Below are 14,699 nucleotides of genomic sequence, written 5' to 3'. Positions count from 1 at the left end.
ACGCCCATGCCGATGGCGGCATATGGTGCGCCGCCGAGGAAGAGGGACCGCCGTCAGACCGTGACGACCTGCGCCGTTCCGAGCGGGGCGTCGGGGCCCATCTCGTCGGCGATGCGGTTGGCCTCTTCGATCAGGGTGGCCACGATCTCGGCCTCCGGGACGGTCTTGATGACCTCGCCCTTGACGAAGATCTGTCCCTTGCCGTTGCCGGACGCGACGCCGAGGTCGGCATCGCGCGCCTCACCGGGGCCGTTGACGACGCAGCCCATGACGGCGACGCGCAGCGGCACGGTCATGTCCTTGAGGCCTTCGGTGACGTCGTTGGCGAGGGTGTAGACGTCGACCTGCGCCCGCCCGCACGACGGGCACGAGACGATCTCGAGCTTGCGCTCGCGGAGGTTCAGCGACTGCAGGATCTGGTGACCCACCTTGACCTCTTCGGCCGGCGGCGCCGACAGCGAGACGCGGATCGTGTCGCCGATGCCCTCGCCGAGCAGGATGCCGAAGGCGGTCGCGCTCTTGATCGTGCCCTGGAACGCGGGACCGGCCTCGGTCACACCGAGGTGCAGGGGCCAGTCGCCCCGCTCGGCGAGCATGCGGTAGGCCTTCACCATGACGATCGGGTCGTTGTGCTTGACCGAGATCTTGAAGTCGTGGAAGTCGTGCTCCTCGAACAGCGAGGCCTCCCAGACGGCGCTCTCCACGAGCGCCTCCGGAGTCGCCTTGCCGTACTTCTCCAGCAGCCGCTTGTCGAGCGAGCCGGCGTTCACGCCGATGCGCAGCGACACACCGGCATCCTTCGCCGCCTTCGCGATCGCGCCGACCTGGTCGTCGAACTTGCGGATGTTGCCCGGGTTCACACGCACCGCGCCGCAGCCCGCGTCGATGGCCTGGAAGACGTACTTGGGCTGGAAGTGGATGTCGGCGATCACGGGGATCTGACTCTTCTTCGCGATGATGTGCAGCACATCCGCGTCATCCTGGCTCGGAACGGCGACGCGCACGATCTCGCAGCCGGATGCCGTGAGCTCCGCGATCTGCTGGAGCGTGGCGTTGATGTTGGTCGTGGGCGTCGTGCACATCGACTGCACGCTCACGGGCGCGTCGCCACCGACGAGCACCTTCCCGACCTTGATCTGACGGCTCTTGCGGCGCGGGGCGAGGACGTCCGGCACACGCGGCATCCCGATGTTCACTGCTGGCACTGCACCAGCCTACGCCGCACGGGCCGCGCGGGGGCTGCGCGGCTGACGTCAGGGGGATGTCGCGAACTCGTCGAAGACGCGCAGAAGGAGCGTCGTCGGATCTCCGGTGCCGCTGTCGCCGATGCTGACCCTGGCGAGGTTCACGCCGTCGGCGGCGAGCGCGGTCTTCCCGGTCACCGCCGCGGACAGTCCGCCCGCGAGGCTCGAGCGCTCCCCGGCGGCCAACGCCGCGTCCGCCGCCCATGCCCCGCCAGGCGAGAGTTGAAGGGTCGTCAGCCCGTAGCTCGCATCAACGGAGGAGGAATCGGTGAAGTCGGGGTACCACATGCAGGTGAGCGAGACATCGGCGCTCTCGAGCAGACGCCACGTCCACCCCAGGCTGGGGTCGCCCTCCCACCAACCGGTGATGTACGCCGTCCCGAGGAAGTCGGCGAGCCCGAGGCGCTGGCCCAGATCGTCGCAGGAGATCTCGGTGCTCCACCATCCCGCCGTACGCACCAGCGGAACGGGCCGAACCGCCCCCGCCGCATTCGCCGTGACCGCGTCGAGCACGGACCGCAGCAGCGCGGCGGGGGTGTCGACGCCCTCTGCCGCCGCCTGGACGGTCTGCACAACGAGCCAGACGCCGTCCACGTCAGCGCCCAGCGTGCACGACATCGCGTCATAGATCTGAACGCACGTCCCCGCCTCAGCCTCGGCTCGCAGATCCAGAGGGATCTCCGACGTCGGGAACGCGAGCACGGACACGGTCGCGATGTCGGCGCTCAGTGACTGCCAGTCCACTCCGCGCCACGTGCATTCGACACCGCCCAGCGTCCCGATGCCGACATCTCGCCCCGGATCGGCGTCGACACGCGTGGACTCCGCGTCGAACAGCGACGTGCGCTGCTCCTCACGCAGGACGGCGTCGCAGTCGCCCCCGAAGGCGATCGTGTGCTCTGCAGGCGGCGTCGCCGTCGGCGTGGAGGTCGCCGAGGCGACGGGCGACGCGGACTCGACGGGTGCCGCAGCGCCCCGTGCACAGCCCGCCAGCACCAGGACACATGCCGCTGCGGCTATGACGACGGGGACCGATCGGGGGGCGGAGGCGCTCATCCCTTCACCCTGATGCACGGCGCTGCAGAGGCGCATCGGCGGCGGCCGTTCGTTTCGAGATCGTGATCACGCACCCGCGGCCGATACCCGCCGCGCCGACGCGCACGTGTCGTTCTGATATCGTGACCGCATGTTCGCGAACACCTCCTGGTGGCCCACCCGCTGAGGCGGTGTGCTCGCGACCCACGACCACAGACCGCCCTCGAGGCGGTCTTTTCGTTCCCGGACGAACCCAGCCCGCCCGACCTGAAGAAAGGCCCGGCGATGACCCCGAGCCCCGCCCTCCTGGAGTCCGTGCTGCGCGCGGATCGCCCCTTCGCCCTGATCGCGCGGGATCCCGACACCGTCGAGCTGCTCGTCGGCGATGTCGTCGACGTCGCCCTGCTCGCCGACATCCCGCTGACGGATGCGACCGGCGCCCCGCGAGAGGTGCTGGCGCTGGTGCCGTACCGGCAGGTCGTCGAGCGCGGCTTCGCATGCCACGACGACGGCGCGCCGTTGCGCTGCCTCGTCGTCGAGGAGCACACCACGCTCGCCCGCGCCGACGTGCTGGCGGCGCTACCGACCGCGACGGTGCCGCTGGCCGACGCCGGGTTCGACATCTCCGACGACGAGTACGCCGCGATCGTGCGCACCGTCATCGCCGATGAGATCGGTCGCGGCGAGGGCGCGAACTTCGTCATCCGGCGCGACTTCACGGCATCCGTCGACACCGATGCCCTCACCGCCGGCCTGACCTGGTTCCGCGCGCTGCTCGAACACGAGCGCGGAGCCTACTGGACCTTCCTCGTCTCCACCCCCGGCCACCTCGCGGTCGGGGCGAGCCCGGAAGCGCACGTGAGCGCGCAGGCCGGGGCTCCCGCCGGGCCCGGCCACAGCACGGTGACGATGAACCCGATCTCCGGCACGTTCCGCCACCCGGCCGGCGGGGCCACGGCAGAGACCCTGACGGAGTTCCTCTCGTCCACCAAGGAGACCGAAGAGCTCTTCATGGTGGTCGACGAGGAGCTCAAGATGATGAGCGCCGTCTGCAGCGACGGGGGCCGCATCACCGGCCCGCATCTCAAGGAGATGTCGCGGTTGACGCACACCGAGTACATGCTGCGCGGGACTAGCACGATGGATCCGCGGGACATCCTGCGCGAGACGATGTTCGCCCCGACGGTCACCGGATCGCCCATGCAGAACGCGTGCACCGTCATCCAGCGGCACGAACGCGCTCCGCGCGGCTACTACTCGGGCGTCGCCGCGCTGTTCACGCCCACACCCGGCGGCGGACACGACCTCGACGCGCCGATCCTCATCCGCACGGCGTATCTCGTCGACGGCACGCTGCGGGTGCCGGTCGGCGCGACGCTCGTGCGTCACTCCGACCCCGACGGCGAGGTCGGTGAGACCCATGGAAAGGCGGCGGGCGTGCTGGGCGCCATCGGCGCGGTCGCCCGCGACGTCGTCGCGGAGGCGAGCGCGCTCGACGAGGACGCGCCCGCCGCCCGGCATCCCCGCCTCGCCGACGTGCCCGAGATCGCCGCACTGCTGGCCGCGCGCAACGAACGCCTCGCATCGTTCTGGCTCGAGCCGCAAGCCGGGGAGATCGCGGGACCGTACTCCGGGCGCACCGCGGTCGTCGTCGACGCCGAAGACCGTTTCACGACGATGCTCGCGCACCAGCTGCGCCACCTCGGCTTCGCGGTCTCGATCCTCCCGTGGAACGACGCGGATGCCGCGACCCTCGCGGCCGCCGACCTGGTGGTCGCCGGGCCCGGGCCCGGCGACCCGCGTGACGACGCCAACGCACGGATCCGGACGATGCGCGCCGTCGTGGCCGACCGGCTGGAGAGCGGCCGGCCGCTGCTGGCCGTCTGCCTGAGCCACCAGATCCTCGCCGATCGGCTCGGCATCTCCCTGGCCCCGTTGGACGCGCCGCATCAGGGCCTGCAGAAGACGGTCGACGTCTTCGGGGTGCCGGCATCCATCGGCTTCTACAACACCTTCACGGCGCGTGTCGAGCCGGGCACCGACGAGATCGGCCGGACGCGGATCTCGGCCGACCCGGCATCCGGCGACGTCTACGCGCTCCGCGGGCCGGGCTACGCCTCGGTGCAGGGCCACCTCGAGTCGATCCTGTCGCGCGACGGGCTGCGGACCCTCGAGAGCCTCATCGCCGACGCGCTGTCCTGAACCGGGGCGCGAGGGCGCTCAGCCGAAGATCTTCATCGGGTTGACGATGTCGGCCAGGATGAGGATGCCGCCCATCACGATGAGCGCGATGACGACGACGAAGGTGACCGGCACGAGCCGTGTCGCGTCGACGGGAGCGGGCGGCGGCCGCCGCCACAGCTTCGCCCAGGCCCGCTTGAGTCCGTCCCAGAGCGCGACGACGACGTGCCCGCCGTCCAACGGGAGCAACGGGATGAGGTTGAAGACGAACAGCGCGAGGTTGAGCGATCCGAGCAGACCGAGGATCGTGGCCACCCGGTCGAGGACGGGCGCGTCGATGGCCGCCGCCTCTCCGGCGAGCCGGCCCACGCCGACGACCGAGAGCGGGCCGTTGGGATCGCGCGGCGCTCCCGTGACCAGGTCGGACGCCGTCTGGTAGACCCGGACCGGGAGCTGCCACATGATGCCGGCGACCTGGCCGGCCTGCTGCAGCGCGGCGGCGGGCCCGTCCCACAGCGGCTGGCGCACATAGGCGGTCGCGGCCGTCATCCCGACGAAGCCGACCTCCGCGGTCACCGCCGTGCCGTCCGGACCCGCGATCTGGCGCTGCGCGAGCATCGGCGTCACGCGCAGGGTCTGCTCGACGCCGTCGCGACGGACGACGACGTCGATCGTGCGGTTCGGGGCGGCCTGGATGATCGCCGACGCCTCCTCGAAGGTGGCGACGGGGGTCCCGTCGACCGACACGAGCTCGTCGCCGGGGCGAAGGCCCGCCGCCGCGGCCGGCGACTGCGGGTCGTCCGCGGTGCAGGCGGTCTGGGTGGAGCCGGCAGGCAGGACGCATTCGTTGACGGCGGCGACCGTCGTGGTGGCCGTCTGCACCCCGATCCCGCTGAACACGATGGCGAACAGCAGCATCGCGAGCAGCAGGTTCATGACGGGGCCGCCCAGCATGATGACGACCCGCTTCCACACGGGCAGCGCGTGGAACGTGCCCGTGCTGTCGTCTCCGGCGATCGTCTCGTCATTGGCGGCGCGGGCGTCCTGCACCATCGTGGCGAAGAACCCGCCCCCTGCCTTGCCCGCGGCACCGCCCACCGCGGCGCGGGCACGCGACCGCGGGTACATCCCCGCCATCGAGATGTAGCCGCCCAACGGCACGGCCTTCACGCCGTACTCGGTCTCACCGAAGCGACGCGACCACAGCGTCGGTCCGAAGCCCACCATGTACTGCCCGACGCGGACGCCGAAGCGCTTCGCGGGCACGAGATGACCGATCTCGTGCAGGGCGATGGATGCGGCGAGTCCCACGACAAGCAGCAGGACGCCGACGATGAAGGCGATGACGGTCACGAGCGAACAGGCTACCCGCCACCGCTTTGAGTTTGCTCAGTCCGCGCCCCGGCCCCCGGTAGGCTCGACGTGTGCCCGAACACCCGATGACCCGCCGGCTGCGGGCCCTGCGCGGGACGGCGGCGGCGGCGATCGCGACGACCCTCGCCTCGACCGGGCACACGTTCGGCGGCGGGGCCGCGCCGTCGCTGTGGCTGCTGGTCGCCGTGACCGTCCTGGCGGCGCCGCTCGCGGTCGCGATGGTCGGACGACGGCGCAGCCTTCCACGGCTGGCGGCCGCCATCGCGACGGCCCAGATCGCCCTGCACACGGCGTTCGCCGTCGTCGGCGGCGCCGCACCGGTCACCCCCGCCGGGCACGAGCACGTGATGCCGGGCGTCGCGATCGGGGTCGCGACGACCCACGCCGGCGGGCATCTGACGGCCGCCATGCTGATCGGCCACCTGGTGGCCGCCCTCGTGACGATCGCGCTCGTCGCCTACGGCGAACGACTGCTCGCGATGATCGCGCGCGGCGTCCGTCGCCTCCTCGCCCGGGCCGCCGTGACGGCGCCCGGACCGCGTCCCCGCGCGCACGCCGCCCCGACCGACCGGCGCATCGCCCTCCCGCTCTTCCTGCTGTCCGCTCTTCGTCGACGGGGGCCGCCGGCGTTCGCACGCTGAGCACCGCCGCACACGCGGCACCCGCGGCGCACGCGCCGCCCCGTCACCGCGGCATCCCGCCGCACCACGTACAGAAAGAGCACCCTGATGACCGTCACCACCCGTTCGCGCCGTCGCACCCGCCTCGCCGCCGGCCTCATCGCCGGCGCAGCCCTCGTCCTCGCCGCCCCGCTGGCCGCGTCCGCGCATGTCCACGTGACCCCCGACGAATCGTCGGCCGGCACGACCACCCGCCTCGCGTTCTCCTTCAGCCACGGCTGCGAGGACTCCCCGACCACCGCCGTGAAGATCACGGTGCCGCAGGGCATCGACGGGGTGAAGCCCGTGCTGGACGGCGCCTGGACGATCTCCCGTGAGCTGAACACCGACGGCATCCCCACGAGCGTCACGTTCACGGCCGTGACCCCCGTCGAGTCGGGCGTCGCGGCATCCGTCGCCCTCGACGTGATCTTCTCCTCCAGCGCCGCGAACACGTCGGTCGCCTTCCCCGTCCTGCAGACCTGCGCGACGGGATCGACCGACTGGTCGGAGGTGGCCGCCGAGGGACAGACCGAGGACGACCTGGCCGCCCCGGCACCGGTCGTCGCGGTCGGCGCCGTCTCCGCGGACGGCGGAGAGCACGGCCATGACGCCTCGACGGCCGAGGAGCACGCCGACGCCGACACGCACGCGTCGACGGATGCCGCGGCACCGGCAGACGCCGATCCCGTCGCGCGCTGGCTGAGCGGAGGGGCCCTGGTCGCGGCGCTCGCGGCGCTCGCGGTGGCCCTCTTCCGACGCCGCGCCTGACCCCCGGTCGGCGCGACCTCTCACCCGCGGCCGGGCGGCGGACTCGACCCCGTCGCCCGGCCGCTCTCAACGAGCCGCGATAGAGGGCACATAGTTTTCACATAACTCCATGCGCGAGCATGGGGGAATCATGACACCCGACATCGAGAGCACCCTGCCCCCGACGCTTCGCCCCGATCAGCCGCCGCAGAGGAGACTGATCGACCTCGTCGATCGCTTCGGCGGAGAGCTGCGCGCCGGAGACGGCGACACCGTGTTGCGCGGGATCACGCTGTCCACCAACGATCTGCGCCCCGGTGAGGCGTTCGTCGCCCTGCCCGGCACCCATCAGCACGGTGCCGAGTTCACGAGCGCGGCGGCCTCCCTCGACGCGGCGGCGATCATCACCGACGAGGAGGGTGCGCGCCTCGTCCGCGATGCGGCGCTGTCTCCCACGCTCCCGGTGGCCGTCTTCCCCGATCCCCGCGGCACCCTCGGCGCCATGTCGGCATGGGTCTACGGCACCGACCGCGACCTGCCGACCCTCCTCGCCGTCACCGGCACGAACGGCAAGACCAGCGTCTCGCACCTGCTGAAAGCGATCCTCGAGCAGATGGGGGTGGTCGCCGGACTGTCGTCCACCGCCGAGCGCCACATCGGCCCCGAGGTGATCACGTCGCGCCTGACCACGCCCGAGGCCAGCGAGTTCCACGCCCTCCTCGCCCTCATGCGCGAGCGCGGCGTCGAGGCCGTGGCCGACGAGGTCAGCGCTCAGGCCCTCGACCGCCACCGTGTGGACGGCATCGTCTTCGACGTCGCGGGCTTCACCAACCTGACCCACGACCACCTGGACGACTTCGGCGACATGGAGACCTACTTCCAGGCCAAGCTCCCCCTCTTCACCCCGGAGCGCAGCCGGAGGGCGGTCGTCAGCCTCGACTCGGAGTACGGGCCGCAGCTGGTCGCCGCCGCGACGGTGCCGACGACGACCATCACGACGCCCGCGATCGCGGCCGTGCCGGCATCCGCCGATTGGACCGTGGAGATCTCCGCGGAACGCCAGAACGGCACGACCTTCTCGCTGCGGGGTCCCGGCGGGCAGGCGCTGGAGACGACCGTGCCGGTGATCGGGCGGCACATGGCGTCCAACGCGGGGCTCGCGATCGTGATGCTCGTCGAGGCCGGGTACGAATGGTCGCGGATCCACGCCGCGCTCGACGGTCGCCGCATCGAGGCCGCCGTCCCCGGACGCACGCAGCGCGTCTCCGGGGATGCCGGGCCGGCGGTCTACGTCGACTTCGGGCACTCCCCGGACGCCTTCGACAAGACGCTAGCCGCGGTCCGGAGGGTCACCCCCGGGCGGGTGCTGATGCTGTTCGGCGCCGACGGCGACCGCGACACGACCAAGCGCTTCGACATGGGCCGCACGGCGGCGCTGGGCAGCGACATCCTCATCATCACGGATCACCATCCGCGTCACGAGGATCCCGACCAGATCCGCGCGGCGCTGCTGACGGGGGCCCGTGCGGCGATGTCCCGCGCCGAGATCCTGGAGATCTCCCCGCCCGAGCGCGCGATCGTCGAGGCCGTGAGCCGGGTCGGCGACGGCGACGCGATCCTCTGGGCGGGGCCCGGCCACCAGGACTACCGCGACATCCGCGGCGTCCGCACGCCCTACTCGGCGCGCGAGCTCGCCCGCCGAGCGCTCGACGCGGCGGGCTGGCCCGCCCCCGCACCGACGTGGACGGTGCCCTACCCCGCCGACTCCATCACACCATCGGATCCGACGCGGCCGTTCTGAGCTCCGCTCGGGCTCTCTCGCGAGGCGCTTCCCCTTTGTGGCCTGACCACATTGCGGGCGGCGCCTCGCGCGCTTCTCCTGTCGACTTCCTCCACAGTCCCATTGTGGTCTGACCACAGGTCGTATGCTGGGGTCACGACCCGCCCACGGATGGGTGGACGGGCCGCTCCCACGAGGATCTGAGGAAGCGAATCATGACCACCGTCACCCCCTCCGCACAGGACACGCAGCCCGCCGCCTGGAACGGTTTCACCGCCGGCCCCTGGCAGGATGCGATCGACGTGCGCGACTTCATCCAGCGCAACTACACGCCCTACCTCGGGGACGCCTCGTTCCTGACGGGAGCGACGGCGCGCACCACCCGGGTCTGGGACACGCTGTCGGCGATGTTCCCCATCGAGCGTGAGAAGGGCATCTACGACGTCGACGCGCACACGCCCGCCGGCATCACGGCCCACGGTCCCGGCTACATCGCGAAGGACGACGAGGTCATCGTCGGCCTGCAGACCGACGCGCCGCTCAAGCGCGCCATCATGCCCAACGGCGGATGGCGCATGGTCGAGGGCGCGCTGAACACGTACGGGTACGAGGTCGACGAGACGCTGAAGGAGATCTTCACGACGTACCGCAAGACGCACAACGAGGCGGTCTTCGACGCCTACTCCCCCAACGTCCGCGCCGCCCGCAGCTCGCACGTGATCACCGGACTGCCCGACGCGTACGGCCGCGGACGCATCATCGGCGACTACCGCCGCGTCGCGCTCTACGGCGTGGACCAGCTCATCGCCGCGAAGCAGGTCGACAAGCTCGGGCTCGACACGACGCCGTTCAGCGAGGAGGTCGTCCGCATGCGCGAGGAGCACGCGGAGCAGATCCGCGCGCTCGGCGAGCTGAAGCAGATGGCCGCGTCGTACGGCTACGACATCTCCGGTCCGGCGACGACGGCCCGCGAGGCCGTGCAGTGGCTGTACTTCGGCTACCTCGCGGCCGTGAAGGAGCAGAACGGCGCCGCGATGTCGCTCGGGCGCACCTCGACGTTCCTCGACGTGTTCATCGAGCGCGATCTCGAAGCCGGGCTCATCACCGAGTCCGAGGCCCAGGAGATCATCGACGACTTCGTCATCAAGCTGCGCATCGTCCGCTTCCTGCGCACCCCCGAGTACGACAGCCTCTTCTCGGGCGACCCGACGTGGGTCACCGAGACCATCGGCGGCATGGGCGAGGACGGCCGCCCGCTCGTCACGAAGAACTCCTTCCGCTTCCTCCAGACGCTCTACAACCTGGGCCCGGCCCCCGAGCCCAACATGACCGTGTTCTGGAGCCCCGAGCTGCCGCAGGGGTTCAAGGACTACTGCGCCCGCGTGTCGATCGACACCTCGGCCGTGCAGTACGAGTCCGACGAGATCATCCGCCCGGCGTGGGGGGATGACGCGGCCATCGCGTGCTGCGTGAGCCCCATGCGCGTCGGCAAGCAGATGCAGTTCTTCGGCGCTCGCGTGAACCTCGCCAAGACGCTCCTGTACGCGATCAACGGCGGACGCGACGAGGTGACCGGCAAGCAGGTCTCGCCGGTCACGGCGCCCGTCGGCGACGGCCCCCTCGACTTCGACGACGTCATGGAACGCTTCGACAAGACGATGGACTGGCTGGCCGAGACGTACGTGGAGGCCCTCAACTGCATCCACTGGTCGCACGACAAGTACGCGTACGAGCGGATCGAGATGGCCCTGCACGACAAGGACGTGCTGCGCACGATGGCCTGCGGCATCGCCGGACTCTCGGTCGCGGCGGACTCGCTGGCGGCGATCAAGTACGCCACGGTGACCCCCGTCCGCGACGAGCGCGGCATCGTCGTCGACTACCTCACCGAGGGTGACTTCCCGAGCTACGGCAACGACGACGACCGGGCCGACCAGATCGCCGTCGGCCTCGTGGAGAGCTTCATGTCGAAGATCCGCCGTCACCCGATGTACCGGGGCGCCCTGCCCACGCAGTCGGTGCTCACGATCACCTCGAACGTCGTCTACGGCAAGGCGACGGGCAACACGCCCGACGGTCGCCGCGCCGGCGAGCCGTTCGCCCCGGGCGCCAACCCGATGAACGGTCGCGACACGCACGGCATGCTGGCGTCGGCACTGTCGGTCGCCAAGATCCCCTACGCGCAGGCTCAGGACGGCATCTCGCTGACCAACACGGTCGTGCCGAGCGGGCTGGGACGCACGACGGACGAGCAGGTGCGCAACCTGGCGGGCCTCCTCGACGCCTACGTCGGCTCGCACGGCTACCACATGAACGTCAACGTGCTGAACCGCGAGACGCTCGAGGACGCCATGGAGCACCCGGAGAACTACCCGCAGCTGACCATCCGGGTCTCCGGCTACGCCGTCAACTTCGTGCGCCTCACCCGTGAGCAGCAGTTGGACGTCCTGTCGCGGACCTTCCACGGCTCGATGTGACCCCCGAGAGAAGCTGAGGACCATGGCCAGGGCGATGCTCCGCCACCCGTGCAACACGGTACCGGCTTCCCTCCCCGACGACGCGGTGCGCCTGGAGGTCCCCCTCCAGGCGCCCGCCCATCGGCGCACGGGCGCCGGCGTCGACGGACTCGAGGTCTCCGACGTCGACCGTCACGAACGCCTCACGGCGATGCGCGAGGGCCGCCTCGGCTCCGTGCACTCGTGGGAGCTGGTCACGGCGGTCGACGGACCAGGGACGAGACTGACCACGTTCCTCAGCGGATGCCCGCTGCAGTGCCTGTACTGCCACAACCCCGACACGCTCGCGATGAAGGACGGCCAGCCCGTCACGAGCGATGAGCTGCTGGCCCGCATCTCCCGGTACACCGCGGTCTTCCGCGCCACCGGCGGCGGCATCACCCTCTCCGGCGGAGAGGTGCTCATGCAGCCCGCCTTCGCCGCACGGATCCTCCGTGGCGCGAAGGAGCGCGGCATCCACACGGCGATCGACACCTCCGGCTACCTCGGCGCGGCGGCGTCGGACGCGATGCTGGACGACGTCGATCTCGTCCTGCTCGACGTGAAGAGCGGCGACCCGCAGGCCTACCGGGAGATCACCGGTCGCGATCTCGAACCGACCCTCGCCTTCGGTCGGCGCCTGGCCACCCGCGCCGAGGGCCCCGAGATCTGGATCCGGTACGTCCTCGTGCCGGGCCTGACGGACGACGTCGAGGGCATCGAGGCGGTCGCGGCCTACGCGGCATCCCTCAACGAGATCCGACCCGGCGCCGTGACGCGCGTCGAAGTGCTGCCGTTCCACCAGATGGGCCGCGACAAGTGGGACGCCCTCGGCCGCGAGTACCGTCTCGCCGACACCGAGCCGCCCTCCGTCGCCCTCGTGGAACGGGTGCGCGCGCAGTTCCGCGCGCACGGCCTGGTGACCTACTGACGTCGGCTCCTCTCGCGAACGCGGACCGCTGCTTCCCCTCCGCGGCCGCGCGGCCGGGTCATCGACGACCGGGCCCCGGACCGGACCGCTCTCCCCCATCCCCTGTGGGCGGTCCGGTCCTCTTCTCCGCCCGGGCGCACGGCCGGGGCGGCGACCTCACGCGGAGGCGATGATCCGGTCGGCGCTCCTGCGCGCCCACGCCTCCGCCTCCGTCAGGGCGTCGCGCGACAGCATCGACGGCGCCTCGTGCGCCTCCACGGTCCGTCGCACGGTGTCGAGGATGCCGGGAAACGAGAGCCGCCCCTCGTGGAACGCGTCGACGGCCTGCTCGTTGGCCGCGTTGAACACGGCCGGATACGTCGCACCGGCGCGGCCGACGCTCTTGGCGAGCGCGACGGCGGGGAACGCGTCCTCGTCGAGCGGTTCGAACGTCCACGAGCCGGCACGCGTCCAGTCCAGCGGCACGCCGACGCCGCCGACCCGGTGCGGCCAGTCCAGGCCGAGCGAGATCGGCAGGCGCATGTCGGGCGGAGACGCCTGCGCGATCGTCGATCCGTCCACGAACTCGACCATCGAGTGGACGATCGACTGCGGATGCACGACGACGTCGATGGCGTCGTAGTCGATGCCGAACAGCAGGTGCGCCTCGATGACCTCCAGGCCCTTGTTGACCAGCGTCGCGGAGTTCGTCGTCACGACGCGGCCCATGTCCCAGGTGGGATGCGCCAGCGCCTGCGCCGGGGTGACGTCGGCGAGGTCGGCGCGGCTGCGACCGCGGAACGGACCACCCGAGGCGGTCAGCACGAGCCGGCGCACCTCGTCCGCCGCGCCGGCGCGCAACGCCTGCGCGATCGCCGAGTGCTCCGAGTCGACCGGGACGATCTGCCCGGGAGCCGCCCGCGCGGTGACGAGCTCGCCGCCGACGATGAGGGACTCCTTGTTGGCGAGCGCGAGCGTGCGCCCGCACTCCAGCGCCGCGAGAGTGGGACCCAGCCCGACGGATCCGGTGATGCCGTTGAGCACGACATCGGCATCCACCTCGCGGACGAGCTGCTCGGCCTCGACCGCGCCGAGCGCGGTGTGCTCCACACCGAACTCCGCCGCCTGCGCGGCGAGCGCGTCGGCGCTGCTGCCGGCCGCGAGCCCGACGACCTCGAACCTGTCGCGGCGTCCGCGGATCACGTCCAGCGCCTGCGTGCCGATCGAGCCGGTGGAGCCGAGAATCAGGATGCGGCGCATCCCGTCAGCCTACCGGCGACCGATCGGGGCTACTGGTTCTGCGAGGTCTGCGCGCCGAGGATGTCGACGACGAACACGAGCGTCTCGCCCTTCAGGTCGGTCGTGTTGATCTCGCCCTCGCCGTACCCGTCGGCGGGGGTCATCACGACCAGCACCTGCGAGCCGACGGTCTGACCCTCGAGCGCCTTGCGGAAGCCCTCGACGACCCCCGTCGTGCTGAAGCTCGTGGGGACACCGCCCTTGTCCCAGGTGGAGTCGAAGGTCTCGCCGTTCGACCAGCGCACGCCGGTGTACTGCACCAGCACCTGGTCGCCGCTCTGCACGGTCGCGCCGTCGCCCTTCTTGAGGGTCGCGATCTGCGTCTCGGCCGGCGGGTTCCCGCCCGGCAGCGTGATCGTGGGGGCGCCGTTGTCGGCCAGCGCGACGGTGGGCATGCCCGCGACGGGCTCCTGGGAGGCCCCCCACGCGGCGCTCGGCACCACCGAGAGCAGATCGACGACGTAGACCTGTGCCGCGCCCTGCTCGCTGGCCGGGAAGGTCGCGACGACGCGCTCGCCCGGCGCGCCGCAGCCGAGCACCTGGCCGAGCGGGCTCGACGCGGAGATCTGGGCGGGCAGCAGCTGACCGGCCTGGTAGCCGATGTCGCCCATCTTCTCGCCGGTCTCGGCGTCGTAGGCGGTCATCGCGTAGGAGATGAAGTCGCCCGCGGCGACGGGGGTCCCGGTGCCCTTGTCGATGGTCTTCGCCTCGAGCTTGTCGATCTGCAGCGGGGCGGTGAAGGACAGCGTCGGAGACGTACCCGCGTCTCCGCTGACGATGACCGCGTCGACCGCGGTGCCGGCGGCGACCTGGGCCGAGCAGAGGTCGGCCGCAGCGTCGGCGCTGGGGCTCTGCGTGGCGGCGTCGCCGCCCGAACCGGAGCATCCCACGAGAAGGACGGCGGAGACGGCGGCGATGGACAGAGCGGCGAGCGGGCGCAGGCGCACGATGAGGACCTCACAGATGGGAGAC

Annotated in this window: 11 protein-coding genes; 6 read left to right on the top strand and 5 right to left on the bottom strand. The window is 71.4% G+C overall.

What is annotated here, in order from left to right; genetic code table 11:
- Window positions 1–53 precede the first annotated feature (53 nt).
- Together ispG and AC1Q49_RS06720 are read right to left on the bottom strand one after the other, a co-directional pair.
- Entirely contained in the window at window positions 54–1,184 is a 1,131-nt protein-coding gene (gene ispG, locus AC1Q49_RS06725; protein ID WP_492491270.1) for a flavodoxin-dependent (E)-4-hydroxy-3-methylbut-2-enyl-diphosphate synthase, read from the bottom strand.
- A 69-nt stretch (window positions 1,185–1,253) separates the two neighbouring features.
- Window positions 1,254–2,300, bottom strand: a complete 1,047-nt coding sequence (locus AC1Q49_RS06720; protein ID WP_492491257.1) for a hypothetical protein — start codon at window positions 2,298–2,300, stop codon at window positions 1,254–1,256.
- 264 nt (window positions 2,301–2,564) lie between these two features.
- Between AC1Q49_RS06720 and AC1Q49_RS06715 the strand changes: the two genes are divergently transcribed.
- Complete coding sequence (locus AC1Q49_RS06715) at window positions 2,565–4,481, top strand: chorismate-binding protein (protein ID WP_492491256.1); 1,917 nt, start codon at window positions 2,565–2,567, stop codon at window positions 4,479–4,481.
- Window positions 4,482–4,499: 18 nt separating this feature from the next.
- Here AC1Q49_RS06715 and AC1Q49_RS06710 read toward each other — a convergent pair whose 3' ends face one another.
- Window positions 4,500–5,813, bottom strand: a complete 1,314-nt coding sequence (locus AC1Q49_RS06710) for a M50 family metallopeptidase (protein ID WP_492491255.1) — start codon at window positions 5,811–5,813, stop codon at window positions 4,500–4,502.
- Window positions 5,814–5,884: 71 nt separating this feature from the next.
- On the opposite strand from AC1Q49_RS06710, the gene AC1Q49_RS06705 reads away from it, so the two are divergent.
- The 5 genes from AC1Q49_RS06705 (at window position 5,885) to pflA (ending at window position 12,449) form a co-directional block, all read left to right on the top strand.
- Window positions 5,885–6,475, top strand: coding sequence for a hypothetical protein (locus AC1Q49_RS06705; RefSeq protein ID WP_492491254.1), 591 nt, complete (start codon window positions 5,885–5,887; stop codon window positions 6,473–6,475).
- Between the two features lie 87 nt (window positions 6,476–6,562).
- Window positions 6,563–7,264 carry a DUF1775 domain-containing protein gene (locus tag AC1Q49_RS06700; RefSeq protein ID WP_191008818.1) on the top strand — a complete coding sequence of 234 codons (702 nt, stop codon included), beginning with the start codon at window positions 6,563–6,565 and terminating at the stop codon, window positions 7,262–7,264.
- 130 nt (window positions 7,265–7,394) lie between these two features.
- Window positions 7,395–9,044, top strand: coding sequence for a Mur ligase family protein (locus tag AC1Q49_RS06695; RefSeq protein ID WP_191008819.1), 1,650 nt, complete (start codon window positions 7,395–7,397; stop codon window positions 9,042–9,044).
- A 194-nt stretch (window positions 9,045–9,238) separates the two neighbouring features.
- Complete coding sequence (gene pflB, locus AC1Q49_RS06690; RefSeq protein ID WP_492491253.1) at window positions 9,239–11,500, top strand: formate C-acetyltransferase; 2,262 nt, start codon at window positions 9,239–9,241, stop codon at window positions 11,498–11,500.
- Window positions 11,501–11,522: 22 nt separating this feature from the next.
- Complete coding sequence (pflA, locus tag AC1Q49_RS06685) at window positions 11,523–12,449, top strand: pyruvate formate-lyase-activating protein (RefSeq protein WP_492491252.1); 927 nt, start codon at window positions 11,523–11,525, stop codon at window positions 12,447–12,449.
- A 156-nt stretch (window positions 12,450–12,605) separates the two neighbouring features.
- Here pflA and dxr read toward each other — a convergent pair whose 3' ends face one another.
- Together dxr and AC1Q49_RS06675 are read right to left on the bottom strand one after the other, a co-directional pair.
- Entirely contained in the window at window positions 12,606–13,688 is a 1,083-nt protein-coding gene (gene dxr / locus AC1Q49_RS06680) for a 1-deoxy-D-xylulose-5-phosphate reductoisomerase (protein ID WP_492491251.1), read from the bottom strand.
- Window positions 13,689–13,717: 29 nt separating this feature from the next.
- A complete protein-coding gene (locus AC1Q49_RS06675; protein WP_492491250.1) occupies window positions 13,718–14,674 on the bottom strand; it encodes an FKBP-type peptidyl-prolyl cis-trans isomerase in 957 nt (318 codons plus the stop codon).
- Between the last annotated feature and the right edge of the window lie 25 nt (window positions 14,675–14,699).

The sequence above is a fragment of the Microbacterium sp. MPR-TSA4 genome (genome assembly GCF_058792815.1).
This window is presented reverse-complemented; position numbering and strand designations above follow the sequence as displayed.

Excerpts from the sequence above, each read along its gene's own strand:
- AC1Q49_RS06720 (WP_492491257.1), bottom strand. The coding sequence starts at position 2,300 with ATGAGCGCCTCCGCCCCCCGATCGGTCCCCGTCGTCATAGCCGCAGCG.
- dxr (WP_492491251.1), bottom strand. The coding sequence starts at position 13,688 with ATGCGCCGCATCCTGATTCTCGGCTCCACCGGCTCGATCGGCACGCAG.
- AC1Q49_RS06695 (WP_191008819.1), top strand. The coding sequence starts at position 7,395 with ATGACACCCGACATCGAGAGCACCCTGCCCCCGACGCTTCGCCCCGAT.
- AC1Q49_RS06715 (WP_492491256.1), top strand. The coding sequence starts at position 2,565 with ATGACCCCGAGCCCCGCCCTCCTGGAGTCCGTGCTGCGCGCGGATCGC.
- AC1Q49_RS06700 (WP_191008818.1), top strand. The coding sequence starts at position 6,563 with ATGACCGTCACCACCCGTTCGCGCCGTCGCACCCGCCTCGCCGCCGGC.
- pflA (WP_492491252.1), top strand. The coding sequence starts at position 11,523 with ATGGCCAGGGCGATGCTCCGCCACCCGTGCAACACGGTACCGGCTTCC.
- ispG (WP_492491270.1), bottom strand. The coding sequence starts at position 1,184 with ATGCCGCGTGTGCCGGACGTCCTCGCCCCGCGCCGCAAGAGCCGTCAG.
- pflB (WP_492491253.1), top strand. The coding sequence starts at position 9,239 with ATGACCACCGTCACCCCCTCCGCACAGGACACGCAGCCCGCCGCCTGG.